The sequence below is a fragment of the Mesorhizobium sp. PL10 genome, assembly GCF_053714315.1.
Window position 1 is genome coordinate 580,309 of sequence record NZ_JBSKBR010000001.1, and the last position, 26,608, is coordinate 606,916.

The 26,608-nt window shown below is 63.5% G+C and carries 28 protein-coding genes; 6 read left to right on the top strand and 22 right to left on the bottom strand.

Going from position 1 to position 26,608, the window contains the following annotated elements:
- Positions 1-59 precede the first annotated feature (59 nt).
- Complete coding sequence (locus ACWGTO_RS02905) at positions 60-407, bottom strand: GFA family protein (RefSeq protein ID WP_454573347.1); 348 nt, start codon at positions 405-407, stop codon at positions 60-62.
- Between the two features lie 157 nt (positions 408-564).
- Between ACWGTO_RS02905 and ACWGTO_RS02910 the strand changes: the two genes are divergently transcribed.
- Positions 565-1,860: an amidase gene (locus tag ACWGTO_RS02910; protein WP_454573348.1), complete on the top strand. Its 1,296-nt coding sequence runs from the start codon at positions 565-567 to the stop codon at positions 1,858-1,860.
- A gap of 13 nt (positions 1,861-1,873) precedes the next feature.
- Here the strand turns inward: ACWGTO_RS02910 and ACWGTO_RS02915 are convergent, their stop codons facing one another.
- The 5 genes from ACWGTO_RS02915 to ACWGTO_RS02935 form a co-directional block, all read right to left on the bottom strand.
- On the bottom strand, positions 1,874-2,263 hold the full coding sequence (locus tag ACWGTO_RS02915) for a hypothetical protein (RefSeq protein WP_454573349.1): 390 nt from the start codon (positions 2,261-2,263) through the stop codon (positions 1,874-1,876).
- Between the two features lie 52 nt (positions 2,264-2,315).
- Positions 2,316-3,290: an NAD(P)-dependent oxidoreductase gene (locus tag ACWGTO_RS02920; protein WP_454573350.1), complete on the bottom strand. Its 975-nt coding sequence runs from the start codon at positions 3,288-3,290 to the stop codon at positions 2,316-2,318.
- An 86-nt stretch (positions 3,291-3,376) separates the two neighbouring features.
- Positions 3,377-4,093, bottom strand: coding sequence for a FadR/GntR family transcriptional regulator (locus ACWGTO_RS02925; protein WP_454573351.1), 717 nt, complete (start codon positions 4,091-4,093; stop codon positions 3,377-3,379).
- 2 nt (positions 4,094-4,095) lie between these two features.
- Positions 4,096-5,265 (bottom strand): mandelate racemase/muconate lactonizing enzyme family protein, encoded by a 1,170-nt coding sequence (locus ACWGTO_RS02930; protein WP_454573352.1) that lies wholly within the window; start codon positions 5,263-5,265, stop codon positions 4,096-4,098.
- Positions 5,266-5,323: 58 nt separating this feature from the next.
- A complete protein-coding gene (locus tag ACWGTO_RS02935) occupies positions 5,324-6,211 on the bottom strand; it encodes a sugar phosphate isomerase/epimerase family protein (RefSeq protein ID WP_454573353.1) in 888 nt (295 codons plus the stop codon).
- Between the two features lie 400 nt (positions 6,212-6,611).
- On the opposite strand from ACWGTO_RS02935, the gene ACWGTO_RS02940 reads away from it, so the two are divergent.
- The 3 genes from ACWGTO_RS02940 (at position 6,612) to ACWGTO_RS02950 (ending at position 9,952) form a co-directional block, all read left to right on the top strand.
- Positions 6,612-7,667: a sugar phosphate isomerase/epimerase family protein gene (locus tag ACWGTO_RS02940; RefSeq protein WP_454573354.1), complete on the top strand. Its 1,056-nt coding sequence runs from the start codon at positions 6,612-6,614 to the stop codon at positions 7,665-7,667.
- 147 nt (positions 7,668-7,814) lie between these two features.
- Complete coding sequence (locus ACWGTO_RS02945) at positions 7,815-9,002, top strand: Gfo/Idh/MocA family protein (RefSeq protein WP_454573355.1); 1,188 nt, start codon at positions 7,815-7,817, stop codon at positions 9,000-9,002.
- A 98-nt stretch (positions 9,003-9,100) separates the two neighbouring features.
- Positions 9,101-9,952, top strand: coding sequence for a sugar phosphate isomerase/epimerase family protein (locus ACWGTO_RS02950; RefSeq protein WP_454573356.1), 852 nt, complete (start codon positions 9,101-9,103; stop codon positions 9,950-9,952).
- Positions 9,953-10,184: 232 nt separating this feature from the next.
- Here ACWGTO_RS02950 and phnE (ACWGTO_RS02955) read toward each other — a convergent pair whose 3' ends face one another.
- The 9 genes from phnE (ACWGTO_RS02955) to ACWGTO_RS02995 all read right to left on the bottom strand — a co-directional run bounded on the left by phnE (ACWGTO_RS02955) (position 10,185) and on the right by ACWGTO_RS02995 (position 18,323).
- Positions 10,185-11,552, bottom strand: a complete 1,368-nt coding sequence (gene phnE / locus ACWGTO_RS02955) for a phosphonate ABC transporter, permease protein PhnE (protein WP_454573357.1) — start codon at positions 11,550-11,552, stop codon at positions 10,185-10,187.
- A 2-nt stretch (positions 11,553-11,554) separates the two neighbouring features.
- Positions 11,555-12,511, bottom strand: coding sequence for a phosphonate ABC transporter, permease protein PhnE (phnE, locus tag ACWGTO_RS02960; protein ID WP_454573358.1), 957 nt, complete (start codon positions 12,509-12,511; stop codon positions 11,555-11,557).
- Between the two features lie 57 nt (positions 12,512-12,568).
- Positions 12,569-13,477 carry a phosphonate ABC transporter substrate-binding protein gene (gene phnD, locus ACWGTO_RS02965; protein WP_454573359.1) on the bottom strand — a complete coding sequence of 303 codons (909 nt, stop codon included), beginning with the start codon at positions 13,475-13,477 and terminating at the stop codon, positions 12,569-12,571.
- Positions 13,478-13,565: 88 nt separating this feature from the next.
- The gene (gene phnC, locus ACWGTO_RS02970; protein WP_454573360.1) at positions 13,566-14,423 is read right to left on the bottom strand and encodes a phosphonate ABC transporter ATP-binding protein; all 858 of its coding nucleotides are present in this window, start codon (positions 14,421-14,423) and stop codon (positions 13,566-13,568) included.
- Between the two features lie 109 nt (positions 14,424-14,532).
- Positions 14,533-15,246, bottom strand: coding sequence for a DUF1868 domain-containing protein (locus tag ACWGTO_RS02975; protein ID WP_454573361.1), 714 nt, complete (start codon positions 15,244-15,246; stop codon positions 14,533-14,535).
- A gap of 86 nt (positions 15,247-15,332) precedes the next feature.
- On the bottom strand, positions 15,333-15,950 hold the full coding sequence (locus tag ACWGTO_RS02980) for a DapH/DapD/GlmU-related protein (protein ID WP_454573362.1): 618 nt from the start codon (positions 15,948-15,950) through the stop codon (positions 15,333-15,335).
- Positions 15,947-16,654 (bottom strand): phosphonate C-P lyase system protein PhnL, encoded by a 708-nt coding sequence (gene phnL / locus ACWGTO_RS02985; protein ID WP_454573363.1) that lies wholly within the window; start codon positions 16,652-16,654, stop codon positions 15,947-15,949. Before phnL ends, ACWGTO_RS02980 begins: the two co-directional genes overlap by 4 nt.
- Before the next feature lie 2 nt (positions 16,655-16,656).
- On the bottom strand, positions 16,657-17,433 hold the full coding sequence (gene phnK / locus ACWGTO_RS02990; RefSeq protein ID WP_065009749.1) for a phosphonate C-P lyase system protein PhnK: 777 nt from the start codon (positions 17,431-17,433) through the stop codon (positions 16,657-16,659).
- On the bottom strand, positions 17,430-18,323 hold the full coding sequence (locus ACWGTO_RS02995; protein WP_454573364.1) for an alpha-D-ribose 1-methylphosphonate 5-phosphate C-P-lyase PhnJ: 894 nt from the start codon (positions 18,321-18,323) through the stop codon (positions 17,430-17,432). The genes phnK and ACWGTO_RS02995 overlap by 4 nt, the downstream gene beginning before the upstream one ends.
- Positions 18,324-18,388: 65 nt before the next feature.
- On the opposite strand from ACWGTO_RS02995, the gene ACWGTO_RS03000 reads away from it, so the two are divergent.
- Positions 18,389-18,592, top strand: a complete 204-nt coding sequence (locus tag ACWGTO_RS03000; protein ID WP_454573365.1) for a hypothetical protein — start codon at positions 18,389-18,391, stop codon at positions 18,590-18,592.
- A 2-nt stretch (positions 18,593-18,594) separates the two neighbouring features.
- Here the strand turns inward: ACWGTO_RS03000 and ACWGTO_RS03005 are convergent, their stop codons facing one another.
- From ACWGTO_RS03005 to phnG, 3 genes are read right to left on the bottom strand one after another with little or no spacing between them, the layout of a single operon-like run.
- Positions 18,595-19,707: a carbon-phosphorus lyase complex subunit PhnI gene (locus tag ACWGTO_RS03005; protein WP_454573366.1), complete on the bottom strand. Its 1,113-nt coding sequence runs from the start codon at positions 19,705-19,707 to the stop codon at positions 18,595-18,597.
- 1 nt (position 19,708) lies between these two features.
- Complete coding sequence (phnH, locus tag ACWGTO_RS03010; RefSeq protein WP_454573367.1) at positions 19,709-20,320, bottom strand: phosphonate C-P lyase system protein PhnH; 612 nt, start codon at positions 20,318-20,320, stop codon at positions 19,709-19,711.
- Positions 20,320-20,781, bottom strand: a complete 462-nt coding sequence (phnG, locus tag ACWGTO_RS03015; protein ID WP_454573368.1) for a phosphonate C-P lyase system protein PhnG — start codon at positions 20,779-20,781, stop codon at positions 20,320-20,322. Before phnG ends, phnH begins: the two co-directional genes overlap by 1 nt.
- Before the next feature lie 134 nt (positions 20,782-20,915).
- Here phnG and phnF point away from each other — a divergent pair, with 134 nt between their 5' ends.
- Positions 20,916-21,650, top strand: a complete 735-nt coding sequence (phnF, locus tag ACWGTO_RS03020) for a phosphonate metabolism transcriptional regulator PhnF (RefSeq protein ID WP_454573508.1) — start codon at positions 20,916-20,918, stop codon at positions 21,648-21,650.
- Between the two features lie 21 nt (positions 21,651-21,671).
- On the opposite strand, the gene ACWGTO_RS03025 is transcribed toward phnF, so the two are convergent.
- The 4 genes from ACWGTO_RS03025 to ACWGTO_RS03040 form a co-directional block, all read right to left on the bottom strand.
- Positions 21,672-22,688, bottom strand: coding sequence for a zinc-binding alcohol dehydrogenase family protein (locus ACWGTO_RS03025; RefSeq protein WP_454573369.1), 1,017 nt, complete (start codon positions 22,686-22,688; stop codon positions 21,672-21,674).
- Between the two features lie 56 nt (positions 22,689-22,744).
- Positions 22,745-23,710: an ABC transporter permease gene (locus ACWGTO_RS03030; protein ID WP_454573370.1), complete on the bottom strand. Its 966-nt coding sequence runs from the start codon at positions 23,708-23,710 to the stop codon at positions 22,745-22,747.
- The gene (locus tag ACWGTO_RS03035; protein ID WP_454573371.1) at positions 23,707-25,260 is read right to left on the bottom strand and encodes a sugar ABC transporter ATP-binding protein; all 1,554 of its coding nucleotides are present in this window, start codon (positions 25,258-25,260) and stop codon (positions 23,707-23,709) included. The genes ACWGTO_RS03030 and ACWGTO_RS03035 overlap by 4 nt, the downstream gene beginning before the upstream one ends.
- A gap of 139 nt (positions 25,261-25,399) precedes the next feature.
- The gene (locus tag ACWGTO_RS03040) at positions 25,400-26,395 is read right to left on the bottom strand and encodes a substrate-binding domain-containing protein (RefSeq protein WP_454573372.1); all 996 of its coding nucleotides are present in this window, start codon (positions 26,393-26,395) and stop codon (positions 25,400-25,402) included.
- Positions 26,396-26,608 lie beyond the last annotated feature (213 nt).

Genomic DNA, 26,608 nt, shown 5'->3' on the forward strand with positions numbered 1-26,608 from the left:
CTGCCCGCGAACCGTCATGGTTTTCGGGCTGTGGCGTTTGTAGCGGTAACGTACAAGCTTCAGGCCGAGCGGCCGTCGAAGTCGAAGACCTCGATGGCGGTTAGATCGATGCCGTCGAGACAGTTGATGTTGATGTAGGCCGTCCGCTCGGCGCCCTGTGTGACATCTTCCGCAAACGGATGGGTGCCGCAGGTTCGGCAGAAACGATGCGCCATCGAAGCCTTGCCGAAGGTGTAGCGGCCGAGGTCGTCGCCCCAGGCGACAAGCTTGAAGCTCGCATGTGGCACGGCCCACAACAGCGCGCCCTTGCGCCGGCAGATCGAGCAGTTGCAGCGCACCGCCATACCGAGTTCGCCCTCGACCTCGAACGCCACCTTTCCGCAGTGGCAACTGCCTTTGTACAGCATCAACATCTTCCTGTGGTTGGCAGGTGCAAAGGCACGCTTGCCGGGTTATCCCTTCCGCTGCCCTTAAGGCCGCGCAGTTCCCCAGGAGGGAAACCGCTACACGCTTCTCCTGGAACTGCTTTAAAGACGCTCTACCTTGGCGGAGTCCGACATCGATATGCAATCAATCCGCGATCGCCTTGAAATCATCCTGTCACGTCTTGCCAATCGTGCCGCGGACGAGAGGGTCTACACCAAGGTCTATGCCGAGGCTGCGCGGGCTGCGGCCGATGCCGGCGACGCACGTAAACGGGCTGGCGTGTCGCTTGGGCCGCTCGACGGCACCATCGTGTCAATCAAGGATCTGTTCGATGTCGCCGGCGAGCCGACCACAGCCGGGTCGCTGATGCTGAGAAGCGCCGCGCCTGCGGTCGTCGACGCGGCCATCGTCAAGCGGCTGCGACAGGCCGGCGCCGTCATTGTCGGCAAGACCAACATGACCGAATTCGCCTTCACCGCCATTGGCGACAACCAGCATTTTGGCACGCCCGGAAACGCAGGTGACGCCAGCCTGATCCCGGGCGGTTCGTCCTCGGGCGCCGGCGTTGCCGTTGGCGAGGGCACGAGCGACATCTCAATCGGCTCCGACACCGGCGGCTCGGTGCGCATTCCGGCATCGCTCAACGGCGTGGTCGGTTTCAAGCCGACGGCGCGGCGCGTGCCGTTGTCCGGCGCCTTTCCGCTGTCGATGACGCTCGATTCGATCGGCCCGCTTGCCCGCAGCGTTGCCGATTGCGCTATCGCTGACGCGGTCATGGCGGGAGAAGAGCCGATGGCCGTTCAGCCGGTCTCGCTTGCCGGTCTGCGCATCGGCGTTCCGCGGGGCGTGCCGTTCAGCGAGACACAGGCTGAAGTCGCCAGTGCCTTCGAGGGGTGTATCGGCAGGATCGAAAAGGCCGGCGCGCGCGTCACGGATCTGTCGATAGACGATCTCATCGCGGGGATGCGCGCGGCAACGAAGCGCGGCACCATCGCATCGATGGAAGGCGCGGAGGTGCATGCGGAATGGTTAGCAACCGGAGCGTCCGTGCCGATCGATCCGCATGTGGCCGGGCCTTTGTCGCGCGCGCTGGCGGTGCCCGCTTCGGTTTACATCAGGACGCTCCGCCGTCGCGGCGAACTTGCCGCTGGTATGGCCGCGCGGCTGGAGGCGATCGATGTGCTCGCCTTGCCGACCGTGCCGATGGTTGCGCCATCCATCGCCGCCATGGCAGGCGATGAGGTGTTGCGCGACAAGACCGAAGGCCTGCTTCTGCGCAATACCCAGGTCGCCAACCAGTTCGACCTCTGCGCCATATCTGTGCCGATGCCCGGCATGACGCTGCCGGCTGGATTGATGCTGGTGGCCAAGCATGGCCATGACCATCATCTGCTGCGCATCGCGGCTGAAGTCGAAGGACTGCTTGGCCGCTGACCGGCGTCAGGTATCAGCGCGACGAACAGTGCTTGCGTTCGCTGTCCTTGGCGGTGCGCAAGATACCGGTCGCTACCAATGTCGGCAGGCTGTACTGCGTGCCGCCGAAGCTGTGCTGCCGGTTTTCAATCGTACCCGTAACAACGAGCTTGCCGGCATAGAGCTTGTCGGGGAGGTCGAGCGCCTTGTCCTGCTGCGGCAGGCCGTCAGTGTCGACCCACACGCCCTTGACGACCTTGCCGGTGGCAAGGTCGAACGCGCTGATGGAAGGGCAGGGCGCCATCACGCAACGCAGGCCATTGTCGCAGGGCACGTAGCTGCCTTGCCCATCGGCCCGAGCCTCAGCCAATGCCGCGCAGACGCCGACAACCAGAACAAGAATTCTTGCGACGTTTCTGACCATGCGGCGAAGGTCGTCGTCGAATCCGGGAAAATTGAGGCGGCTTGGCGAAACCTCAGTCGGCCGGAAACCGCCTGCGATAATGCTCGACAACGTCGGGGTTGCGCAGATTGACTGGCAGCCGGTTGGCCAGCACCAGCAAGGTCTCGCCGGCGGCACCGACACCCATGCGCATCATCGATTGCTCGGTAATCCCGGCCATGTGTGGGGTAACGATGACATTGTCGAAATCGAAATAGGGGTGATCTGCCGGCAGCGGCTGCGTGGCAAAGACATCGAGCGCGGCGCCGCCGATGCGGTCCTTGCGCAAGGCCTCGATCAGCGCCTCGTCATCGATCACCGGCCCGCGCGAAATGTTGATCAGCAGCGCATCCGGCTTCATCCTGGTGATGCGTTCGCGGTTGATCAAGCCGCGCGTCTCCGGTGTCAGCGGGCAGGAGAGAACGATGATATCGCTCTGTTCGACCAGCGCGTCGATCGACAGGAAGCCGATCCGGTCAGGCGCCGGCTGCATGCTGCGCGTCGCCACCACGTTGAGACCGAAGCCGTGTGCGGCGATGTGGGCGACCGCCTGACCGATAGCGCCGAAACCGATGATGCCGATCGTCTTGCCGGCAAGCTCGCTGGCATGGCTGGCGTGGTCGCGGCCGGCATTCCAGCCCCTGGCGCGCAGGTCGCGGTCGACCGAGCGGAAGCGGCGAAGCAACGCAAGGGCTGCAAACATCACATATTCGGCGACCGAGCGCGCATTGACCGCCGGCACGTTGGCGACCAGCACGCCGGCCGCGGCCGCGGCCTCCATCGGCACCATGTCGAGGCCGGCGCCGTGGCGCACCGCTGCCCGAAGTTTGGTCGCGTTTTCGAACAGCGCCGGCGGCAGTGGCGCGCGCACAATGATGACGTCCGCGTTCTTCGCCTCGCTGGTCAGCGTGGCGGAATCGAGCGCCGAGGCGACGACCAGTTCGCCGGCACCCGCCAGCATGGCGGAAGCACGCGGATGCAGCGTGTGCGTCGTCAGGATTTTGGGCATCGGGTTCTTGTTCCTTTAAGGCGCAGTTCCCAAGGGAAAGCACTACATTTTTCCCAAGGAAACCGTTTCACACTTTTCCGGAATGCTCAGACCTTTTCAAGCGTGGCGCTTGTCTGCTCCACACCGTGGCCCTCGATGATGCCCTTCCAGTAGCTTTCCGCGCCCTGCAGATGGGCGCTCATCAGCGCCTGGGCGAGGTTGCCGTCGCGGCGCAACAGCGCCTCGTAGATCTGGATGTGTTCGGCATGCGAGCGCACTGAGCGCTCGGGATCGTTGAAGTAGATCGGCAGCCGCTGCTCGCCCATCAGATAATAGACGCTGCAGATGTTGTGAAAGACGCCGTTCTTGGTCGCCCGCACGATTTCGAGGTGGAATTCGCGGTCCTCCTTGGCGAGCCCTTCGCCGGCGGCGATGCGCTCCTCCGACGCTTTCAGGATCTCACGCAGGCGCTCGAAATTCTCTTCAGTGGCGCGCGAACAGGCAAGTTCGGCGGCCTTGATCTCGTGGATCTTGCGCAGCTCCACGGTCTCGTAGATTTGCACGGGATCGAGCGGCAGCCCGGCGCGTGCGAACAGCGCCAATGCCTCGACACTGGCCTGCCGGGTGTCGACATAGATGCCGGATTTGGCCCGACGTTCGACGATGCGCATGGCTTCGAGAATGGCCAGTGCCTCGCGGATCTGGCCGCGGCTGACGCTGAAATGCTCGGCCAGTTCGCGCTCCGAGGGCGTGCGGCCGGTCTCGTTGTCCGAATGGGAGAACAGATAGGCGGCGAGTTCGGCGAGAAGGTTCTTTTCTTTCATCGTCAACCGCGTAGCACGTGCGCCTCCAGGAACCGCTCCGAAATGGTGAATCCCAGACCCGGCTTTTCAGGGATCGCTATCATACCGTCCTTTGCTTCGACAGTCTCTTCGATAAGATCGTGGATCATCGGGTTGGCGCCGAGCGAATATTCGACGGTGAAGCTGGCCGGCGAAGCGGCACACACATGCAGGCCGGCGAAGAAGCACGGCGCGCCGGCCCACAGATGCGGTGCAAAGCGAAGGTTGAAGGCGCTGGCGATGGTGCCGATCTTCATGGCTTCGCTGATGCCGCCGCAGAAAGCCGGATCGGGCTGGAAGATATCGGCGGATTTGAGCACGGCGAGATCGCGGAAGGCGTAGCGCGTCGCTTCGCTTTCGCCGGTGGCGATTGGGATCGAGCCCGAGGCCCGCACCTCGGCCATGCCGGCCTTGTCGTCGGCGATGACCGGCTCTTCGAACCAGGCGAGATCGAGATCGCCGGCCAGGCTGATGAAGCGCTTGGCTTCGGCCACCGTATAGGTGCCGTGCGCGTCGACCATCAACTCGACATTGGGGCCGAGCGCCTGCCGTGCGGCACGGACGCGGGCGGCGGAAATGTGCGGGGCGCCATCCATGGCGCCGACGCGCATCTTCAGCGCCTTGAAGCCGCCCCTGGCGATGTAGGACTTCAACTGCTCGCCGATGGCATCGGCGGCGGCCCAGCCGCCGGAGGCGTAGGCCTGCATGCGGTCGAGCTTGCGGCCGCCGATGAGCCGCCACACGGGCTGGCCCAGCGACTTGCCCAAAATATCCCAGAGCGCGATGTCGACGGCACTGATCGCCGCAACGCTCATGCCGCGCCGCGCCAGTTGCGGCATGGCGTGGCCGGCATGCGCGGCGGTCTCGTGGCGCACGCCATTGTAGAGCATCTCCCAGATGATGCCGATATCGGCCGGGTCGCGGCCGATCAGCTGCGGCCCGACCTCATGGTTCAGCATGTGGACCAGCGCGCCATAGCTGCCGGCGCTGCCGGCGGCATTCTTGCCTTCGCCCCAGCCGACCAGCCCGTCATCGGTTTCGACGCGCAGGATGGCGGCGTCGAACGTCGTCACCTGACCGAAGTCGCTGCGATGCTGCTTCGCGGCTTCGATCGGTATGCGGACCCACCAGGCCTGGACGTTTCTGATGCGCATGGTCATCCTCGGGCCCCGCCGCCGACAGAGCGGAAGGGCGCATTCCAAATCGGATCGGCTACTTGATCAGCGGCAGCAGCGTTTCGGCGGTGATGCGCATCTGGTCGGTGTAGAATTTCTCCGTCAGCACGCTGGAGCCGTGATCCTGGATGAACTTCAGCTGTTCGGGCGAGATGTCGACCGGGTGGCGCTCGACCATGTCGGGATAGGGTGCTGCCGGCGTGCGGTCGACGGGCGCGACGAACTCGTTGGTCAGCGCGCCGTCGTAGCCGACTTCCCTCAGCGTCTGCACGATGCGTGGCCAGTCGATCTGGCCGAGTCCCGCGGCAAAGCGATTGTTGTCGGCGACGTGGAAATCGAACAGGCGTTTGCCGACCTGGCGGATGGCGTCATGGACATTAAATTCTTCCATGTGGATGTGGTAGGCGTCGAGGCAGACGCCGCATTCGGGGCTCACCGCATCGGCCAGAGCCAGCGCCTGGGCGCCGCGGTTGAACAAATAGGTCTCGAAGCGGTTGAGGGGCTCGACCGCGATCTTGACGCCGACCTTCCTGGCGTGGGTGAAGCACTCGCGAGTGGCGTCGACCACCCACTTCCACTCCTCTTCCTCGGTACCGTCCGGCACCACCTTGCCGACGGTGGCAGGCACCAACGTGATGATCTCGCCGTCAAGTTCGCTGACCATGGTCAGCACATCCTTCACATACTGTACCGAGCGTTCGCGCTGGCCCTGGTCCTTGGCAGCAAGGTTGCGTTCGCCCAGCATCAGCGTCACCGAACCCCAGCAGCGTATGCCGTGTTCCTTCAGCAGCGCGCGGGTCTCCTTGGTCTTGTACTGCTGGGGCTCGCCGGAAATCTCGATCGACTCGTAGCCGAATTTCTTGATGCGCTTCAGCGTCACCTCCAATGGTTCCGCGCGCATCCAGTTGTGCGTCGAAAGATGCATGGTCTATCCTTCCCAGAATTCGTCTGTGCCAGTTCGCCTGCGATGCGCCTCACCGAAGCGCGTCTCATGATTCCTCCCCAAGGCGTTCCAGCATTTTTACGCAAACTGGTTCGACCAATTGGGCCTGAATGGAGGTCTACAGCAATTTTCTTCGCGCGGCAAGAACTGCCGGCGTGCGAACGCGGCACCCATTTACTGTGTTGATTATGCTTGCATATATTCCAAATTTTGGGATGTGTCGGCTGCTGCGCTCGCGAGTCAAATGGCTTGACCCATTTTCGGTATTTGGTAATACCAGAATGGCAATACGAGAATGCACATCACAAAAGACCAAAGAGGCTGGCCCTGCTTTCATCAGGCGCTATGCTTGGTCCCTGGAAAATGAATTGGGAGGATGCCGATGCCGTCGACAATGAAGGGTCCGGGGCTGTTTCTGGCGCAGTTCGCAGGCGATGCCGCGCCGTTCAATTCGCTGGCCTCGATCACCAAATGGGCGGCCGGCCTCGGCTACAAGGGCGTGCAGATCCCGACCTGGGACGCACGCCTGTTCGATCTTCAGAAAGCGGCGTCTTCCAAGACCTATTGCGACGAGGTCAAGGGAATTTGCGCCGACGCCGGTGTCGAGATCACAGAACTGTCGACGCATCTGCAGGGGCAATTGGTGGCGGTGCATCCCGCCTATGACGCGCAAATGGATGGCTTCGCGCCTCCTTCGGTGCACAACAATCCGAAGGCACGGCAGAAATGGGCGGTCGAACAGATGAAGTTCGGCGCCAAGGCATCGCGCAATCTCGGGCTCAATGCTTCGGTGTCGTTCACCGGCTCGCTGGCTTTTCCTTACCTCTATCCCTTCCCGCAGCGGCCGGCCGGGTTGATCGAGGAAGCCTTCGGCGAACTCGGCAAACGCTGGAAGCCGATCCTCGATGTCTATGAGGACAATGGCGTCGACGTTGGCTACGAAATCCATCCCTCGGAGGATGTATTCGACGGCGCGACCTTCGAGATGTTCCTCGAGGCGGTCGGCGGCCACAAGCGCTGCAACATCAACTACGACCCGTCGCATTTCCTGCTGCAGCAGCTCGACTATCTCGAATTCATCGACATCTACCACGAGCGGATCAAGGCGTTCCATGTCAAGGACGCGGAGTTCAACCCAACAGGGCGGCAAGGCGTCTATTCCGGCTACCAGAGCTGGACCAACCGCGCCGGGCGGTTCCGGTCGTTGGGCGACGGGCAGGTCGATTTCGGCGGCATCTTCTCCAAGCTCACCCAGTACGATTACGATTCCTGGGCGGTGCTGGAGTGGGAATGCTGCCTCAAGCATCCCGAGGACGGCGCGGCCGAAGGCGCGCCTTTCATCCAGCACCACATCATCCGGGTGACGGAGAGGGCCTTCGATGATTTCGCCAGTGGTACGACGGACAAGAAGCTGCTGCGCGCGATGATGGGAATCTAACGCGATTTCCCACCCCCTCGAGGGGAGGGTGGTCCGACGGGCCGGGTGGGGTCGGTTCATGCCGAGCTCCACGTCCGGCGACCCTACCCGATCCGCTGCGCGGATCGACCTCCCCTCGAGGGGGAGGCAAACAACGAGGAGAGAAAAATGGTCGGCGCATCGAAGTCGGAAGCAGGAGGCGGCCCGATCCGCTATGGCATGGTCGGTGGCGGCCAGGGCGCCTTCATCGGCGCGGTGCACCGGATCGCGGCGCGCATGGACAATGACTTCGTTCTGGTGGCCGGCGCGCTGTCGGCCAATCCCGAGCGCGCCAAGGCTTCCGCCGCCGAGCTTGGGCTCGATCCGGCGCGCAGCTATGCCTCCTATGCCGAGATGGCCAAGGCCGAAGCCAAGCGTTCGGACGGCATCGAGGCGGTGGCGATCGTGACGCCTAACAATGTGCACGTGCCGGCGGCGAAAGCCTTTCTCGAGGCAGGCATCCACGTCATCTGCGACAAGCCGCTGGCCACGACGCTGGTCGAGGCCAAGAAGCTTGCGGCGATCGTCGAGAAGACCGGCAAAGTGTTCGTGCTGACGCACAACTACACCGCCTATCCGATGATCCGGCAGGCGCGCGAGATGGTTGCCAAGGGGCAGCTTGGCGACATCCGCATCGTGCAGTCGGAGTACCCGCAGGACTGGCTGACCGAAGACCTTGCCGCCACCGGCCAGAAGCAGGCGGCGTGGCGCTCCGATCCGAAACAGGCGGGCGCTGGCGGCGCGCTCGGCGACATCGGCACCCATGCCTACAATCTCGCCCGCTTCGTCTCCGGGCTGGAACTCGATTCCCTGTCGGCCGATCTCGATGCCTTCGTGCCGGGGCGACAGCTCGACGACAATGTCAACGTGATGCTGCGCTTCAAGCCGGTCGGCAAGACGCATCCGGCAAAGGGCATGATCTGGGCGAGCCAGGTGGCGCCCGGTCATGAGAACGGGCTGAAGCTGCGCATCTATGGCTCGAAGGGCGGGCTGGAATGGGTGCAGGCCGATCCAAACTATCTCTGGTACACGCCGTTCGGCCAGCCCAAGCAACTGCTCACGCGCAACGGCGCCGGCGCGCTGCCGGTGGCCGGACGCGTCAGCCGCGTGCCGTCGGGACATCCGGAAGGTTATCTCGAAGGCTTCGCCAACATCTACCAGGAAGCGGCGCGGGCGATCCGTGCGGCCCGCAAGAAGGGTGGCAAGCCGGGCAAGGAGGTCGTGTTTCCGACCATTCAGGACGGCGTCGAAGGCATGGCTTTTATCGAGGCCTGCGTGAAGTCGTCGAAGAAGAATGGAGCGTGGACGAAACTTTAATCGCGCCGCCGGTCAACGAGGGCGAGGCGACCGGATGAGGGGGCTTGGCGCGAACTGGCGGCAACAGCCAGCGCGCCGTTAAATGGGGAGTGGTGTCGATGAAAATCGGCATGTGCATGTTCTTGTGGACGACCAGCGTCTCGAAGAAGCACGAAGCGCTGCTGCGCGACATCAAGGCGACAGGCTTTGACGGTGTCGAGATCCCGACCTTTGCCGGTGTGCCGGACGACTACAGAAGGCTCGGCGAAATGCTCGACCGCATCGGGCTGGAGCGAACGGCTGTCACAGCAATGGGCGATCCGGCGATGAATTTGATCTCGCCCGACGCCGCGACCCGTAAGGCCGGCATTGACTATATGAAATGGGCGATCGACTGCAGTGTGGCGCTCGGTGCCGACAGGCTAAGTGGGCCGCTGCATTCGACGCTTGGCGCCTTTTCCGGCAGCGGGCCGACGGCGGCCGAGAAGAAGCGCTCGGTCGCCTCGCAACGCGCGATTGGTGACCATGCCGGCAAGCGAGGTGTCACCATCGGGTTGGAGGCGCTCAACCGCTTCGAATGTTATTTGCTCAACACGATGGCCGACCTCTCCGAGCACGTCGACGCCATCGACCGGCCGCACATCAAGGCGATGTACGACACTTTCCACGCCAATATCGAGGAGGCCGACCCGATCGGGGCCTATACCAAGCACCGCCGGAATGTCGTGCATATCCACATTTCGGAGAACGATCGCGGCGTGCCGGGGCGCGGCAACATTCCGTGGAAAGAGACGTTCTCCGCCATCCGCAAGAGCGGCTACGATGACTGGCTGACCATCGAGGCGTTCGGGCGTTCGCTGAAGGATCTGGCAGCGGCGACCAAGGTGTGGCGGGATTTTGCCGAGACGCCCGAGGCGGTTTATCGGGAGGGGTATAGGCATATCCGGGATGGGTGGAGGGGTGCTGCGTAAGCCCCTCTCTTTCGTCATCCACGGGCGGAGCGGTAGCGAAGCGGAGGCGGAGACCCGAGGATCCATGCCGCGACCTTCACGCTCCGCAGCGGTAGGTATGTTTTGCACCGCTGCACTCTGGCACAGACGTCACGGAATGGATCCTCGGGTCTGCGCTGCGTCGCTTCGCTCCTTGCTTCGCCCGTGGATGACGAAGCCGCGGTGGGCCGACGCCAATCGCAGCCTACCTCAATCACCCCCGCTCGGTCTGGACCCTGTTATAATCATGGATCGTGCGGCTCAGCCTGCGGCGTAGGAAATTCGAGATGTTGTCGAAGATGAACACCACAAGCAGCGTCAAAAGCACCATGTAGAAGACGTTGGCCCAGTTGGAGTTGGTGCGCATCGCTTCCCAGAGTTTCAGGCCGATACCGCCGGCGCCGACGGCGCCGATGATGGTGGCGCCGCGTGTGTTGGATTCCCACTGGTAGAGCGTCTGGCTGATGAAGACCGGGATCACTTCCGGCATCACGCCATAGCGCTGAACCAGCAAGCCGTTGGCGCCGGTCGACTTGATGCCTTCGCGCGGCTTGTCGTCGATGTTTTCGAGGCTTTCCGAATAGGTTTTGCCAAGCGTGCCGATCTCGGTGAAGAAGATCGCGGCGCTGCCGGCCAGCGGCCCCGGGCCGAAGGCGCGGGTGAAGAACAGCGCCCAGATCAGCATGTCGACCGAGCGCATAAAGTCGAAGAAGCGCTTGAGCACCTGGCTGAGCAATCCGCTCGGCGTGATGTTGCGGGCGGCGAAGAAGGCGAGCGGGAAGGCGACGACGCCGCCGAGCAGCGTGCCGAGAAACGCCATGACGATGGTCTGCAAGAGCTTCGTCCAGACGTCGCCGTGCTGCCACTGTGCATTGTTCCAGATGTTGTCGCCGGCCAGCGCGAGATTCGAGGTGCCGGGCTTCAGTTCGGGTCCGGACCAGATCAGCGAGATCACTTCACCGGCCGATTTGCCGAAGAAGGGCGAGCGCGTGTCGAAAACGAAATTCGCCCAACCGAGGAAGCGCTTGCGGACCTTCACTCGGTCGACGGTGACGCGCACCTCGCCGACAAAGCCCATCCTGGCGACGATCTCGTCGTCATGCGCGGTGATCCAGCCGGGTACCGCCCCAGATATCACCGGCCTGCCGCTGGTCAGCGCCACGGGAACCGTCTCGCCATTGGCCGTGATTGTCGCCCTGGTCTTGTCGAAGGTGACGGACTTGGCCGGACCGTCGATCAGGACGGTGAATGTGCCGTCCGCATTCTTGACGACCCAATCGGGATTTGGATTCTCGCCAAGTGCTGAAAAGCGCGGGTACTTCGGCGTGATCTCGGGCTGGTCGAGGCGGAATTCAGGCTGCAGATCGTAGCTGATCCATTGCGTCAGGAAGAGCGGCAGGCGCTCCCAGTGCGAGTCGCGCATCACCTGCGGCAGGTTGAAAAACCACAAGGCGTAGACGAGGTAGAGAAGGATGCCGCCGAACAGGAACAGCGGGCCGAAGCGTTTGTATGCCGGCCGCTGGAACACCTGGGGATAGCGCTCCTCGATGGACGATATTTGCTCGGCGGTCATCGTTGCCATGATTAGGCGCTCATCAGAAAAGCTTGCTCGCCGACCAGCTTGCGGCGCAGCCAGGCGGAGAACTGGTCGACGATGAAGATCGTCGTGAACAACAGCAGAACCAGCGCCAGCGTCTTGGCGCCGAAGCCGCGCGAGATCGACAATTTCAGCTCCTCTCCGATGCCGCCGCCGCCGACGGCGCCGATGATGGTCGACGCACGTACGTTGATCTCGACGCGCAGCAATGTGTAGGACATGAAGTTGGGCAGGACCTGCGGCAGGTCGGCGAAGCGCACGCGCTCGAACCAGTTGCCGCCGACCGCCCTCAAACCTTCCTCGGCGCGCATGTCGATGTTCTCGTTGATCTCGTAGAACAGTTTGCCCAGCGCGCCGATCGAGTGCAGGCCGATGGCGATGATGGCGGCGATCGGACCGGTCGAAACGATGGCCGCGAACAGGCCGGCAATGACGATCTCGGGAAAGGCGCGCAGCAATTCCATGAATCGCTTGACGACAAGCCTCAGCACCGGGTGCGGCGTCAGATTGCGCGCGGCGATGAAGGAGAACGGCACGGCGAAGATTAAGCCGATGAAGGTCGAGACCAGCGCCACGTTCACCGTGGTCAACATCAGTTCGAAATATTCGGGGATGAAGAAGCTGCCCCAGACATAGACGCGGCCGAGCGGGAAGTTGAATTCCTGCGTACCCTTGTCATTGGGCGAGGCGATGTCGAACAGCGCCCGCCAGACGTCGTTCCAGTCCTTGGGGATCAGCCAGCTCAGGAAATCGAGGATATGCGGCAGCCGGTCGAAGAAGTGACCGGCATTGGCCTCGTCGGCGAACCACATGCTGGAAAGCGTCGCGGCCAGCAGCAGGGCGATGCCGAGGAGGGTGTAAAGCCGCCGCAACGAGAGCTGGCGCCGCCAGGCACTGGCTACCTGCAAGGTCGCGTCGGAGCGGGCTGTCGCTGACATGGTCATGATCGGGACATGCAAAAAGGGCGACGCCGGAGAACGCCGCCCTTTCTGATTTTGCCGTTAGCCGCCGATGGCTGCCTTACGGGCTTCGACGATGACGTTGTAGAAGTCAGGCTTGACCGGGACATAGCCGGTGAAATCGCCGCCTTCGACGCCTTCGAAGCAGGCCTTGTCCTTCTTCGGCAGGTCGGTGAAGAAGGCGGTGAGCTTGGCGGTCATGTCGTCGCCGAGTGCGGTGCGAACGACCAGCGGACCGTTCGGGATCAGGCCGGAGCGCCAGACTTCGACGAAGTCGTTGGGGTCGACGGCGCTCTTGGCGGTTACCTTGTGGAAGGTGCCGGAGGTGTAGCCGTTCTTGAAGTCGCCGATGCCCGAGGAATCGTCGACGGCAACGTCGACCTTGCCATCGCGGACGGCGAGGATGTTGTTCTCATGGCCGCCGTTGAACTGGGTCGAGGCGAAGAAAGCGTCGTTGGAAGCGCCGGTCTCCTTCGGGATCTGGGTCAGAGGGATCAGGTAGCCAGAGGTCGAATCCGGATCGGCGTAGCCGAGCTTCTTGCCTTTGGCCGACTTGATGTCGGTGATACCAGAGGATTTCAGCGCCAGGCCGATCGAATAATAGCCGGTGGCGCCGTCGGTCTGCTGGGTGGTGAGGATCGGGGTGACCGCCTTCGGATCCTTGATGTAGACGCTGGCATAACCGGAAGCGCCGAGTTCGGCGAAGTCGAGCGTGCCGCCGAGCAGCCCCTGGATGACGCCGTCATAGTCGGCGGCCGGGAACAGCGACACCTTTTCGAAGCCGAATTCGGTCTTCAGATGGTCGGCCAGGCACTGGTAGTTGCGCAGACGGTCGGTTTCATTTTCACCGCCGAGGATGCCGACGCGGAATTCCTTGAGGTCGGCCGCGTGAGCCATGCTGGTTGCCATGGCGAGCACCGATACGGCGCCGAATACCATCTTCCTGAACATTTTGTCTCTCCTGTAGATTCCGGCCCCGCGCCGGCAGCGTTCTTGATCTTGACAGATGCCCTTGACGCGGGCTGGCGATCCCAGCCGCTCAATAACCCGGGAATGCGGGTTCGAGCGGGCTGGCGGATGCTTCGATCTTTTGCTTGTAGGCGATGCTGGTCGAGGTGATGGCCTCGGAGATCTCGGCGCCATTGGCGTCGGCGCCATAGACCTGGCGTACGGCTTCGCGGTTGAGTGCTTCCGGCGGGCCGTCGAAGACGATCTTGCCGGCCGCCATGCCAATGATGCGGTTGCAATAGGTGCGGGCGGTGTCCAGCGTGTGCAGATTGGTGACGACGGTGATGCCTTCGCGCAGATTGATGTCCTGCAAAGAGTCCATCACCACCTTGGCGTTGAGCGGGTCGAGCGAAGCGATCGGCTCGTCGGCGAGCAGCACCTTGGGCTGCTGCATCATGGCGCGGGCGATGGCGACGCGCTGCTGCTGGCCGCCGGACAGCGTGCCGGCCGGCTGCAATGCGGTGCGGGCAATGTCGAGACGTTCAAGCGCTGCGATCGCCTCGGCGCATTCGGCGCGGGTGAACATGCCGAGCAGGTTAGAGAAGGTCGAGCGATGATTGAGCCGGCCGAGCAGAACATTGGTCAGCACATCAAGGCGCGGCACAAGATTGAACTGCTGGAAGATCATGGCGCAGTCGCGCTGCCAGCGCCGAAGCGGCGAGCCGCGCAGCCGGGAAACCTCGGCACCGTCAAAAAAAATCGACCCTTGGCTGGGGTCGATGAGACGGTTGATCATGCGAAGAAGGGTGGACTTGCCGGCGCCCGAACGGCCGATGATGCCGACCATCTGGCCCTGCGGGATCGACAGGTCGATGGCGCTGACGGCGGTGTTCTTGCCAAATCGGCGGGAGACGCCGCGGATTTCGAGGGTGGCAGAGCTTGCTGACATGGCAGGTTCCGGTGCGGACCATATTGATCGTCAGGCTTTCGCCTAACGCAGCCACATGAACCTGCCGTGTCGCCTGCATGTCAGTTTTGTTACGTTCCACAGATGTGAGTTAAGGGCGCCCGAAGGTCAGCAGCTCTTCGAAATGGTTCATATCGTTGAAGCTGCAGAAGGCGGGCGGCTTGATTTCGATCACCTGGGCTTGTCGCTCGAAAAGCGCCAGACTGTTGTCGAAGAGGTCCTGCCATGCGGCAGCCCAGTCATCGGCGAGACGCTTGATCTGGTAGGCGAAGGTGATGTGGAAGATGTAGCTGTCGTGGTCGGGGTGGCAGTAACCGAACGGCACCGACAACGCGTCGCGCCATGCACTCATGACACGCCTGTCTTCATCGGTCGCACCGGCAACGGTGAGACCGGTCGGCACGACCTCTATCACTTTTATGTTGAACGGGGTGAGGCCCTCGAAGCCTTTCAAGCGTTCCAGATAGAGACTGGTCATCGCGTCGATGCTGGTGTCGAGCGGCACGTCGTGCGGCCAGTAGGGCAGGCGGCGACGATATTCGATGATGCCCTGGAACAGCGTCATGTGCAGGCTGGAGATGGGCGTGAAAGCGAGCCGATCGGCGTCAGGCATCGCCAGCATCTTCTCGCGCACCGCAAGCACGACGGCCTCGGACGGCGAACCGCTGACTAGGTGGCTGACGACCGTGTTGCCGGGCTCGAACAGGAAATTGCCTGATGTGTCGTAGCGGGTGCCGAGATGCACAGGTGGCTTGGGATTGAGGCCTTCGAAAAAGCCGGCGAGTGAGGGTCGGATGTGGGGCATTGCGATCTCCAGGGAAGACCGCGTCTTGTCTCTACCCTGTGTCAGGGATGTGAATCGGGCCGGTCTTATGACGACAATGTGATGAGCTATCCGCCGTATTTTTCCAAAAAGGCTTCCGCCTCCAGCTCGCGGAAATCGTCGAGGGCGGCGCGCAGTCTTGCGTGGTCCCAATCCCACCAGGCAAGCGTCTGATAGCGTTCCGCGGTTCGGCGGTCGAAGCGCTCGCGGATCGGTTTTGCCGGCACGCCGCCGACGATGGTGTAGGGCGCGACATCCTTCGACACGACCGCGCCGGCGCCGACCGCGGCGCCATCGCCGACGGTGACGCCGGGCAGGATGGTCGAGCCGTGGCCGAGCCAGGTGTCGTGGCCGATGGTGACGCGCCTGGCGCGGCGCTGGGCGAAGAATTCCGTTTCGTGCTCGGCGTCGTCCCAATAGTCGGAAGCGCGGTAGGTGAAATGATGCAGCGTCGGCCGCCATGTCGGGTGGTTGGTGGCGTTGATGCGCACGGCGGCTGCGATGTTGGAGAACTTGCCGACGGTTGCGCACCAGACGGCGCAATCCTGCATCATGTAGGAATAGTCGCCGAGAATGCTCTCCGAGACCCGGCTGCGGTCGGCGATCTCGGTCCAGCGGCCGAGCGTCGAATTCTCGACCTCCGCCGTCGGATGGATCAGCGACGTTTCCGACAGTTTTCTCGTCATGCCGCGATTTTTCCCGGAGCGAAAGCGGTGACGTCGATGATGCGGTCGGCAACCGCCTCGCGCACATCGTGGTCATGGAAGATGCCGAGCAGGGCGACATCAGCCGCCTTCTTGGTGGCGATGAGTTCGATCACCACGTCGCGGTTGGTGGCATCGAGCGATGCGGTCGGCTCGTCGAGCAGCAGGATCGGGTGCTCGGTGATGAAGCCGCGCGCGATGTTGACGCGCTGCTGCTCGCCGCCGGAGAAGGTCGCCGGCGGCAGCGCCCAGAGTTTTTCCGGCAGGTTGAGCTGCGCCAGCAAGGCGCGTGCCTTGGCTCTGGCTGCCTCGCGCTCCGCGCCGCGCTCGACCAATGGTTCGGCGACGACATCGAGGGCCGAAACGCGCGGCACGGTGCGCAGGAACTGGCTGACATAGCCGATCGTTTGCCGGCGCACGGCAAGCACCGTGCGCGGACTGGCGTTGGCGAGATCGATCAGTTCGTCCTCGTGCTGGACGATGATCTGGCCCTCGTCGACGGCATAATTGCCGTAGAGCATCTTGAGGATCGAGCTCTTGCCGGCGCCGGACGGGCCGCCAAGCACGGCGCATTCGCCAGCCCTGATCGAGAAGGAAACGCTGGCGACGACCGGCAATTTGATGCCATCACGCAGATGCATGGTGAAGCTCTTGGCGACGTCGGAGACAACGAGAGGTGTCGGCATGGTTACACCTGTAGGATCGAAGAAACGAGAAGCTGCGTGTAAGGCGCGCGCGGATCGTCGAGTACGCGGTCGGTGAGACCGCTTTCGACGACGCGGCCGTCCTTCATCACCATCATGCGCTGCGACAGAAGCCTGGCCACCGCGAGGTCATGGGTGACGACGATGGCGGCGAGACCGAGATCGGTGACCAGGCCGCGCAACAGATCGAGCAGGCGTGCCTGCACCGAGACGTCGAGGCCGCCGGTCGGCTCGTCCATGAACACCAGCCGCGGGCCGGTGACGAGGTTGCGGGCGATCTGCAGACGCTGGCGCATGCCGCCGGAAAAGGCGCGCGGCTCGTCGTCGATGCGGTCCTCGTCGATCTCGACGCGCGACAGCCAGTCGACGGCGGTGGCGCGGATTTTTCCATAATGGCGATCGCCGACCGCCATCAGCCGCTCGCCGACATTGGCGCCGGCCGATACCGTCATGCGCAGGCCGTCGGCCGGGTTCTGGTGGACGAACCCCCAGTCGGTGCGCATCAGGAAGCGGCGCTCGGCCTCGCTCATGCGGTAGAGCTCGCGGAACTGGCCGTCGCGCATGCGGTAGCTGGCGGTGCCGGAGGAAGGCAAGAGCCGTGTCGACAGGCAGTTGAGCAGCGTCGTCTTGCCCGAGCCGGACTCACCGACGACAGCCAGGACTTCGCCTGGCCAAAGATCGAAGGTAACGTTCTCGCAGCCGACGCGCGAGCCGTAGAATTTGGACAATGCTGAAACGCGCAGCAGCGGTTCGTCGGTCATTGCGCCGGCTCCATTTTCTCTGCAGCAGTTTCAGGGGCGAGGTGACCACGATGGCCGTCTTCGCGCCGCTTCTCGCAATGGTCGGTGTCGGAGCAGACGAACATGTGGCCGCCATGGTCGTCGAGGATGACCTCGTCGAGATAGACATTCTCTGCCGCGCACAGCGCGCAGGGCTGGTCGAAGGTCTGCACCTCGAAGGGGTGATCCTCGAAGTCCAGGCTGACGACGCCGGTGAAAGGCGGCACGGCATAGATGCGCTTCTCGCGGCCGGCGCCGAACAGCTGCAGAGCCGGCGAGCGGTGCATTTTGGGATTGTCGAATTTCGGTGTCGGCGAGGGGTCCATGACATAGCGGCCCTCGACTTTGACCGGATAGGCATAGGTGGTGGCGATGCGGCCGTGCTTGGCGATATCCTCGTAGAGCTTCACATGCATGAGGCCATATTCCTCCAGCGCATGCATCTTGCGCGTCTCGGTCTCGCGCGGCTCGAGGAAGCGCAGCGGCTCGGGGATCGGCACCTGGTAGACCAGCACCTGCCCGGCGCTGAGCGGATGTTCGGGGATGCGGTGGCGGGTCTGGATGATGGTGGCGGTTGCCGTGTCGGTGGTGACGGCGACATTGGCGACCTTCTTGAAGAAGGCGCGGATCGAGACGGCATTGGTGGTGTCGTCGGCGCCCTGGTCGATGACCTTCAGCACATCGTCGGGACCGATGATCGAGGCGGTGACCTGGACGCCGCCGGTGCCCCAGCCATAGGGCATCGGCATTTCACGCGAAGCGAACGGCACCTGATAGCCGGGGATGGCGATGCCCTTGAGGATGGCGCGCCGGATCATCCTTTTGGTCTGCTCGTCGAGATAGGCGAAGTTGTAGGTGGCGATGTCGGTCATGGCGATCACATCCACATTGTGCTATCGAATTGGCGTCCAGGGAGCGGAAACAGGGGCGACATCGGATGACCCAAACCGGTTGGATGCATCTCGGAATCCTGCTGCTGGTGTTTGTTGGCGTGGTCGCTTTTGTTCTTCGAAGAATGGTTCTGCCCGCGCCGAGGGAGGGCGCGCACGGCGAAAACATTGGCGGCAGCAGCGGCTACAGCGGAGGGCATGGCGGCCATTCGCACGACAGCGGCGGCGGTCATGGCGGGTCGGGCGACTAAGCTCATTCCGCCGCCTCCTTCTTTTCTTCCAGGACGCCGGCATTTTCCCGCGCCTCGTGTTCGGCGCGCATGCGGCGCACCAGATCGAGCTCGGCCTGGAAGTCGACATAGTGCGGCAGCTTCAGATGCTCGACGAAGCCGGTCGCCTGGACATTGTCGGAATGCGAGATGACGAACTCCTCGTCCTGCGCGGCGGCGACGACATCCTCGCCGAGTTCCTTGGCGCGCAACGCGCGGTCGCATAGCGCCATCGCCATCGCCTTGCGCTCGCTCTGGCCGAAGACGAGGCCATAGCCGCGGGTGAATTGCGGCGGCGCCTTGGCCGAACCCTTGAACTGGTTGACCATCTGGCATTCGGTGACGCGCACTGTGCCGAGTGGCACGGCGAAGGGCAGTTCCGGCACGTCGAGCTCCAGCTCGACCTCGCCGATGCGGACTTCGCCGACAAAGGGGTGGTTGCGGGCATAGCCGCGCTGGGTGGAATAGCCCAGCGCCAGCAAAAACCCTTCATCGCCGCGTGACAGCGCCTGCAGGCGGATGTCGCGCGCCATCGGGAATTCCAGCGGCTCGCGGGTGATGTCGCCGGGGACATGGTCCTGAGGCATGTCGCCATCCGGCTCGATCAGGCCTTCGCGGGCGAGGATCGCCGAAACGCGCGGCATGGCCTGCGCTTCCGTCTCGCGCCGCAGCGGTTCGGCGACATCGGCGCCGGCGGCAAGCTCGGGGTCGAGCAACCGGTGCGTGTAGTCGAAGGTGGGCCCAAGCAACTGGCCACCGGGCAGGTCCTTGTAGGTTGCCGACACGCGCCGCTCGACCAGCATGGCGCCGGTGTCGATGGGATTGCTGTAGCCGAAGCGCGGCAACGTGGTGCGGTAGGCACGCACCAGAAAGATCGCCTCGATCATGTCGCCGCGCGCCTGGACGATGGCGAGTGCGGCCAACTCGCGATCATAGAGCGAGCCTTCGCTCATCACCCGGTCGACGCCGAGCGCCAGCTGCTCGACGATCTGGTCGAGGCGCAATGCCGGCACCGAACGATCGCCGCGCCGGCGGTCAGCGAGCAGGCTGTGGGCATTGGCGATAGCGGCCTCACCGCCTTTTACCGCGACATACATTTTACGCCTCCATCGTCTTGATGCGCGTCGTTCGCGGCAGGCAGGCGACGCCGTCGGGCGCTGCCAGGACGATGTCGACGCCGCGCGGAAAGCGCCCGATGTTCTGCTTCCACTGTTCGACGAAATGCCGTGGCATTTGCGCCGGCGCGATGGTCGCGCTGGTTTCGATGCCGGGACCTTCGAGCAGCAGCGGGGCGCCGGAGGTGAGGTCGCTGACCCGCAGGATCAATGTCGTCGAGCGATCGGGATAGTCCTGCGTGCCTTGCGAGAAACCGTCGAGGGCTGCCATCTCCGCAGGGTTGGCGATCACAGCGAAATGCGCATCGGCCGGCGTGTTGGCGAGCGGCGCGCCGGTGTGGAAGCCGAGCCAGGATTTCACCGCCGCGGACGCCTGCAGAGCAGGGTCGAGCCAGAGTGGGGTATCGTTGTCGCATAGCGCCAGCGCGATGGCGCCGGCGGTTGCCGACAGCGGCGCCGGCGGGCGGGCGAAGGCCGGCAAAGGCTGCACGCTGCCCGGTCGCGCCATGGCGTCCATGACCGCGCGGAAGACTGTCTGGGCGTTGAACACCGGATCGGCGAAACCGCCATCGATCGATTGGGCTGCGATATCCATCAGTCTTCCCCGCGCACCATGGTGAAGAAATCCACTTTCGTTGCCGCCGTCTCGGCGCGGCGTTTTTCACGCGCCTCGCCTTGGGCAGCCCGCAACGGCGCCACCAGCGCGGTCTCGACCGTCTGGCGCTGCGCGGGATCCTGCCAGAGCGCGTCGGCGATCGCCGCCAGCTTCGCCTTCTTGCGGTCGCGGCCGAGCATGTAGCTGTGGCCGACCTGCCCGCTCGGCAGCCGCACAGTGGCACGGGTCACCGTGGCTTCACCGACATTGAAGGGCGCGCCGCCGCCGCCGATGCGGCCGCGCACGGTTACCAGGCCGGTTTCCGGCCCACGCAGAAGTTCTGCTTCCGAGGTCAGGCCGGCCCCGTTCCAGAGCCGGGCGATATCGTCGCCGCTGGCCTGCGCCAGCGTCGCCATGACGGCTTTGCGCTCGACCTGGTCGCGCGCTTCCTGTCCTCGCATGCAGCAACTCCCTGACTATGTAAAATTTGTCTAGTGATATAGACAACTATACAAATTATACCTATTATCTAACCCGTGTCCATGACGGGTGGATGACAGGGGCGTGATCGGGGGCAAGAATGGCCGGGCAAAAGATGGTGAGCAGTATTGAACGGCGCAGCGGCGTCTCGCTGTGGCGGCAGATCGCCGACCAGATCCTGCATTCGATTGCCGCTGGCGACTTTGCCGAGAATGCCGTGCTGCCGCCGGAGGTGGCGTTGGCCGAACGCTACGGCGTCAATCGTCACACGGTGCGCAGCGCCATATCAGCCCTGGTGCAGGACGGCGTGCTTCGAGCCGAACAGGGACGCGGCACATTTGTGCTGTCGCGCAAACGGCTGTCCTATCCGATCGGCGCGCGGACGCGGTTTTCGACGGGCCTGCAAGGACAGACGTCGGAACGGCATATCGTCCTGCTTACATCAGTGGTCGAGCCGGCCAGCCAGCGCGTCGCCGAGGGGCTCGGCCTTGCCAGGAGCACCGAGGTGATCCGGCTGGAGACGCGCGGCGAGGCCGATGGACGGCCGGTGTCGCGCGCTGCCAGCTGGTACGAAGCAAAGCGTTTCGCCGGCATCGAGAAGGCGATGGCCGAGACAGGATCCATCACCGCTTCGCTCAAGCACTTCGGCATCGACGATTATCTCCGGCAGTCGACTGTTCTGTCCGCGCGCCACGCCGATGCCGCCGACCTCGCCGATCTCGATCTGCAGCCGGGCGCCATCGTGCTGGTCGCCACCGCTGTCAATGTCACGCCGGACGGTCAGCCGATCCAGTTTGCCGAAACGCGGTTTCCGGCCGAGCGGGTGGAGCTCAAGCTATCGGCACTGTGACCAAGGGCTCGAGACGGCAAGCTATCCGACCTCGATGACCGCCTTGATCAGGCCGGATTTCTCATGCGCCCAGCGAGCCAGATCGCGCGGTGTGCCGGCGAGCGTCGTGCGATGCGAGACGAGCTTCGCCAGCGGCACTGCCCCGCTTAGGATCGAGGCGGCGACGTGGTCGAAGTCGGCCTTGAGCGCATTGCGGCTGCCGACCAGCGTCATCTCACGTTTGTGGAACTCGGGGTCTGAGAAAACGATATCGTCCTTGACGACGCTGACCAGCACCAGCATGCCGCCATGCGCGACATGAGCGAAGGCCGACTGCACGGAGGCGGTGTTGCCGGTGGCATCAAAGACGACATCGAAGCCCTCGCCGCCGGTAGCGTCCCGCACCAGCTCGGCTGCCGCTTTTTGTGAGCCGTCGAGCGTCGCGAAGCCGAGCTCGTTTGCGGCGAAAGTCAGCCGCTCGCTGCTCATGTCGAGCAGACTGACGTCGAGCCCGGCGATACCGGCGAAGATGGCCGTGCCGAGCCCGATCGGGCCGGCGCCGATCACCAGCGTGCGGGCACCCGGTTCGGCGCGGGCGCGGCGAACGGCATGCGCGCCGATGGCGAGGAATTCGACAGCGGCGGCGTCCGCCAACGACAAGCCGTTGGTCGGATAGAGATTTTGTGCCGGGACAAGAATTTGCTCGGCCATGGCGCCGTCACGATGGACGCCGAGCACCTCGATCTTGACGCAGCAATTGGGCTTGCCGTGCCGGCAGGCGATGCATTTGCCGCACGCGAGATAGGGGTTGATGACGACCGGTTCGCCGATGGCCAGATCGACGCCTTCGCTGGCCTCGACGACGGTGCCCGACACCTCGTGGCCCATGATGCGGGGGTAGGCGAGGAACGGGTGCTTGCCCTCGAAGATGTGGTAGTCGGTGCCGCATATGCCGACATGGCTGACCGCGACCAGCGCCCAACCCGCAGGCGGCGCGCCGGGTGCGGCGCGATCTTCCAGGACAAGATCGCCGGGCGAGCGGCAGATAACGGCTTTCATTCAGCAATTCCAGTGTTCAAAAAGGCGCCGGTCCGTCGAGCGGACCGGCGGGAGGATTATTTGCCGCGACGGCGCAGGCCGTCGAAGTAGACGATGACGATGATCAGCACGCCGGTGATAATGCGCTGCCAGAAGGCGTTGACGTTGAGCAGGTTGGCGCCGTTGTTAATGGTGGCGAGGATGAAGGCGCCGAGCAGCGGTCCGTGCACCGAGCCGACGGCGCCGAACAGCGAGGTGCCGCCGATCACCGACGATGCGATCGCCTGCAGCTCCCAGCCCTCGGCCTGGGTCGGGTTGCCGATGCCGATGCGCGAAGCCAAGAGCACGCCGACGAACGCCGCGCAGAGACCCGAGAGCGTGTAGGCCATGAAGATGGTGCGCTGGACGTTGACGCCGGACAGGCGCGAGGCCTCGGCGTTCGACCCGACCGAGAACAGGTACCGGCCCCAGCGGCTGTGATGCAGGAAGACATAGGCGGGGATGCCGACCAGCAGGACCATCCAGAACAGATTGGGGATGCCGAGGAAGGAGTTGCGCGAGAATTCCTGGAAAGCATCATTGTTGATCGAAATCGAATTGCCGTTGGTCATCAAAAGGCCAATGCCGCGCAGCGACGTCAGGGTCGCCAACGTGATGATGAAGGGCGGCAGACCCATCTTGACGATGCCGAAGCCATGGAAGAGGCCGATGGCGACGCCGACCAGCAGGGTGAGCAGAATGGCGAGGAAGACCGGGACGCCGGCATTGATCAACATCGCGGCGATGACGGTGGCGAAGCCGACCACCGCGCCGACAGACAGATCGATGCCGCCGGTGATGATGACGAAGGTCTGGCCGACAGCCAAAATGGCGATCATCGAACCCTGACGCAGCAGATTCGAGATGTTGTTGGCCGACGCGAAGCTCGATGTGGATAACGACAGGATGACCCACAGCAGCACCAGCAACGCCAGCAGCGTCAACCCAAACAGGGCGTTGTAGTTGCGTTTCGGTCTTTCGACAGCGGCTGCTTCGGTGCTCATGTCTGTCCTCCCAGCTTTTCTTGTTTCTCGGCGAGCGCCTGTGTGAGAATTTCTTCGTGGTCGGCGGTGCGGAAGCCGTGCGTGGCGACAAGCTTGCCGCGCCGGAACACGTGCAGCGTGTCGGCCAGTTCATAGACTTCCGGCAGATAGGACGAGATCAGGATAATGCCGGCGCCCTTCGACAGAAGCGCGCCGAACAGGCGGTAGATCTCGGCCTTGGTGCCGACATCGACGCCGACCGTCGGTTCGTCGAAGATGAACAGCTTGGCGCCGTGCGCCAGCCATTTGCCGATGACGATCTTCTGTTGGTTGCCGCCCGACAGGCTGGACGCCAGCGCATGACGCGTCGGCGTCTTGATCCTGAGGTCGGCGATCTGGCGGTCAGCCTCGGCCTTCTCCTTCGCGCCGGAGATCAACAGGTTGCTGGAGATGCGTTTGTAGATCGGCAGATTGAGGTTCATCCCGACCGGCAGGTTCAGGCACAGGCCCTGGTCGCGGCGGCTTTCCGGCGCCAGCGCCATGCCGAGTTTTATCGCGTCATGCTCGGAATTGATGTGGACCGGCTTGCCTTGCCACAGGACCTCGCCGGCCGACTTCTTGTGGCGGCCATAGAGCGTGGTGACGAACTCGCTGCGGCCGGCACCGATCAGGCCGTAGAGCCCAACGATCTCGCCCGCGCGCACAGTCATGGAGACATTCTCGAAACCTTTGCCCGACAGGTTCCTCGTCTCGACGATCGCAGCGCCCGGGGTAAAATGCTCCTTGTGGTAGACCTGCTCGATCGAGCGGTTGATCATCAACTTGACCAGCTCGGCGTCGTTGGTCTCGGCAATGTTGCGGGTGCCTACCAACGTGCCGTCGCGCAGCACGGAGACGCGGTCGGCGAGCTCGAAGACCTCTTCCATGCGATGGCTGATATAGATGATCGTGACGCCTTCTCCCTTAAGCCGGCGGATCAGCGTGAACAGCTGGTCGGCCTCCTTGCGGGTGAGGTAGGCGGTCGGCTCGTCGAAGATCAGGAATTTTGTGCCGCGCACAGTGGCGCGGGCGGCGGCGATCAGCTGCTGCTGACCGATGGTGAGGTCACCCAGCATGACATGCGCCGGCAAGTCGAAGCCGAGGCCGTCGATGATCTTCTGCGCCTCCCTGACCATGGCGCGCTGCTGCAGGATGCCGAAGCGCGAATTCTCGTCGCCGAGGAACATGTTGGCGGCGACGGTGAGGTGGCGGCAGAGCACCACTTCTTGGTGCACGGCATTGATACCGAGCGCCATTGCCTCATGTGGCGTAGCGAGCGCTGCCGGCTTGCCCTCCCAGATGACATCGCCGGAGGTGCGCGGCATGACGCCGGTCAGAAGCTTGATGAGGGTCGATTTTCCGGCGCCGTTCTCGCCGACGATAGCGTGGATCTCACCGGCCTTGAAAGCAAGGTGCACTGGCTTCAGCGCATGCGTGCCGGGATAGCGCTTTTCCAGCCCATGCAGTTCGAGGATCGTCCTGCCGGGTTGCAGCGTTGGGGCCGGGTGCAGTTCCTGCGCCGTCGACGTCATGACAATCCTCCCAGATTGGTCTTGCGGTTGGGCACGCAGCGATGCGGGGCATCGTCAAGGCATTCGGCCGGCCTCTATGGGGCCGGTGAGGGATGTTTCCGGGGCCGCGAAGCCCCGGAAACGATACTTGTCGAGCTGCTTAGTTGAGCTTCGGGTTGAGCAGCGCGTCGATCTTCGGATCCTTCATATTGTCCTTGGTCACGAGATTGGCGCCGGTGTCGACATTGGCTTCGACCTTCTCACCCTTGGACGCCGCGAGCGCCGTCTTGATGCCGTCATAGCCCATCCGGTACGGATCCTGGACGACGAGGCCGGAGATGACGCCGTCGTTGAGGAACTTGATCAGCTTCTCGTCGCTGTCGAAGCCGATCAGCCCGACCTTGCCGGCAAGGTTGTTCTCGGCGATCGCCTGGCCGACGCCTTGCGCCATGATCAGGTTTGACGCGAAGATGCCCTTCAGGTCCGGATTGGCGGTGATCAGGTCGGTCGCGATGTTGAGGCCGGTGGTGGCCTGGCCGTCGGCGTATTTGTCGGCGATCAGTTCGAGGCCGGGATATTTGGCCTTGAGCTGTTCCTTGAAGCCCTGCGCGCGCTGTTCGAGCGAGCCGGCGCCGGGAAGCGCGGTGATCAGCGCAACCTTGCCCTCGACCTTGCCGCCGTTGGCGGCGCCGATCGCGGCGGCGAGACCGTCAGCTGCGACGCGGCCGCCCTGCACGTTGTCGGTGGTCAGGAACGAGGTGAAGGCCTTGGAGTCGGCGCCGGAGTCGATGCCGATGACCTTGACCTTGGCCGCGGCCTCGTCGATCGGCTTGCCGAGCGCCTTGGCTTCGGTCGGCGCGATGACGACGGCGGCCGGGTTGCCGGCGACGGCGTTCTCGAGGATCGAAATCTGGCCGTTGACGTCGGTTTCAGCCTGGGCGCCGAGCTCCGGCACGTTGACGCCGAGGTCCTTGCCGGCCTTGCGAGCGCCGGCCAGAACGATCTGCCAGTAGAAGGACGTGGTATCCTTGACGATGATCGGAATGGTCACATCCGCCGCCGAAGCCGGCGCCGTGTGCAGCGCGCCGGCAAGCATCGAGGCGGCTGCAAGCGCAACAAGTGAGCGGCGGTTGAGAATGCTGGTCACGAATTTCATTAGGAATCCTCCCTAGATCGCCCGGTGAAGGTTACGGAAGCTCCGTTCGGATAGGCGCGACCCAAAAGGAACTTTATCAATAAAAAACAGTTGCCGCTTTTTGATAGTGCATCGACCAAGCCGACGCAAGCGGTGTTTCATTCACATGGCTCGGCGGCGAAACAAGTCTCCTTACCGATCCTCTGCACGTTCCGACGCTCCCGATCCTCCATG

Excerpts from the sequence above, each read along its gene's own strand:
- ACWGTO_RS02905 (WP_454573347.1), bottom strand. The coding sequence starts at position 407 with ATGCTGTACAAAGGCAGTTGCCACTGCGGAAAGGTGGCGTTCGAGGTC.
- ACWGTO_RS02910 (WP_454573348.1), top strand. The coding sequence starts at position 565 with ATGCAATCAATCCGCGATCGCCTTGAAATCATCCTGTCACGTCTTGCC.
- ACWGTO_RS02915 (WP_454573349.1), bottom strand. The coding sequence starts at position 2,263 with ATGGTCAGAAACGTCGCAAGAATTCTTGTTCTGGTTGTCGGCGTCTGC.
- ACWGTO_RS02920 (WP_454573350.1), bottom strand. The coding sequence starts at position 3,290 with ATGCCCAAAATCCTGACGACGCACACGCTGCATCCGCGTGCTTCCGCC.
- ACWGTO_RS02925 (WP_454573351.1), bottom strand. The coding sequence starts at position 4,093 with ATGAAAGAAAAGAACCTTCTCGCCGAACTCGCCGCCTATCTGTTCTCC.
- ACWGTO_RS02930 (WP_454573352.1), bottom strand. The coding sequence starts at position 5,265 with ATGCGCATCAGAAACGTCCAGGCCTGGTGGGTCCGCATACCGATCGAA.
- ACWGTO_RS02935 (WP_454573353.1), bottom strand. The coding sequence starts at position 6,211 with ATGCATCTTTCGACGCACAACTGGATGCGCGCGGAACCATTGGAGGTG.
- ACWGTO_RS02940 (WP_454573354.1), top strand. The coding sequence starts at position 6,612 with ATGCCGTCGACAATGAAGGGTCCGGGGCTGTTTCTGGCGCAGTTCGCA.
- ACWGTO_RS02945 (WP_454573355.1), top strand. The coding sequence starts at position 7,815 with ATGGTCGGCGCATCGAAGTCGGAAGCAGGAGGCGGCCCGATCCGCTAT.
- ACWGTO_RS02950 (WP_454573356.1), top strand. The coding sequence starts at position 9,101 with ATGAAAATCGGCATGTGCATGTTCTTGTGGACGACCAGCGTCTCGAAG.
- phnE (WP_454573357.1), bottom strand. The coding sequence starts at position 11,552 with ATGGCAACGATGACCGCCGAGCAAATATCGTCCATCGAGGAGCGCTAT.
- phnE (WP_454573358.1), bottom strand. The coding sequence starts at position 12,511 with ATGACCATGTCAGCGACAGCCCGCTCCGACGCGACCTTGCAGGTAGCC.
- phnD (WP_454573359.1), bottom strand. The coding sequence starts at position 13,477 with ATGTTCAGGAAGATGGTATTCGGCGCCGTATCGGTGCTCGCCATGGCA.
- phnC (WP_454573360.1), bottom strand. The coding sequence starts at position 14,423 with ATGTCAGCAAGCTCTGCCACCCTCGAAATCCGCGGCGTCTCCCGCCGA.
- ACWGTO_RS02975 (WP_454573361.1), bottom strand. The coding sequence starts at position 15,246 with ATGCCCCACATCCGACCCTCACTCGCCGGCTTTTTCGAAGGCCTCAAT.
- ACWGTO_RS02980 (WP_454573362.1), bottom strand. The coding sequence starts at position 15,950 with ATGACGAGAAAACTGTCGGAAACGTCGCTGATCCATCCGACGGCGGAG.
- phnL (WP_454573363.1), bottom strand. The coding sequence starts at position 16,654 with ATGCCGACACCTCTCGTTGTCTCCGACGTCGCCAAGAGCTTCACCATG.
- phnK (WP_065009749.1), bottom strand. The coding sequence starts at position 17,433 with ATGACCGACGAACCGCTGCTGCGCGTTTCAGCATTGTCCAAATTCTAC.
- ACWGTO_RS02995 (WP_454573364.1), bottom strand. The coding sequence starts at position 18,323 with ATGACCGACATCGCCACCTACAACTTCGCCTATCTCGACGAGCAGACC.
- ACWGTO_RS03000 (WP_454573365.1), top strand. The coding sequence starts at position 18,389 with ATGACCCAAACCGGTTGGATGCATCTCGGAATCCTGCTGCTGGTGTTT.
- ACWGTO_RS03005 (WP_454573366.1), bottom strand. The coding sequence starts at position 19,707 with ATGTATGTCGCGGTAAAAGGCGGTGAGGCCGCTATCGCCAATGCCCAC.
- phnH (WP_454573367.1), bottom strand. The coding sequence starts at position 20,320 with ATGGATATCGCAGCCCAATCGATCGATGGCGGTTTCGCCGATCCGGTG.
- phnG (WP_454573368.1), bottom strand. The coding sequence starts at position 20,781 with ATGCGAGGACAGGAAGCGCGCGACCAGGTCGAGCGCAAAGCCGTCATG.
- phnF (WP_454573508.1), top strand. The coding sequence starts at position 20,916 with ATGGTGAGCAGTATTGAACGGCGCAGCGGCGTCTCGCTGTGGCGGCAG.
- ACWGTO_RS03025 (WP_454573369.1), bottom strand. The coding sequence starts at position 22,688 with ATGAAAGCCGTTATCTGCCGCTCGCCCGGCGATCTTGTCCTGGAAGAT.
- ACWGTO_RS03030 (WP_454573370.1), bottom strand. The coding sequence starts at position 23,710 with ATGAGCACCGAAGCAGCCGCTGTCGAAAGACCGAAACGCAACTACAAC.
- ACWGTO_RS03035 (WP_454573371.1), bottom strand. The coding sequence starts at position 25,260 with ATGACGTCGACGGCGCAGGAACTGCACCCGGCCCCAACGCTGCAACCC.
- ACWGTO_RS03040 (WP_454573372.1), bottom strand. The coding sequence starts at position 26,395 with ATGAAATTCGTGACCAGCATTCTCAACCGCCGCTCACTTGTTGCGCTT.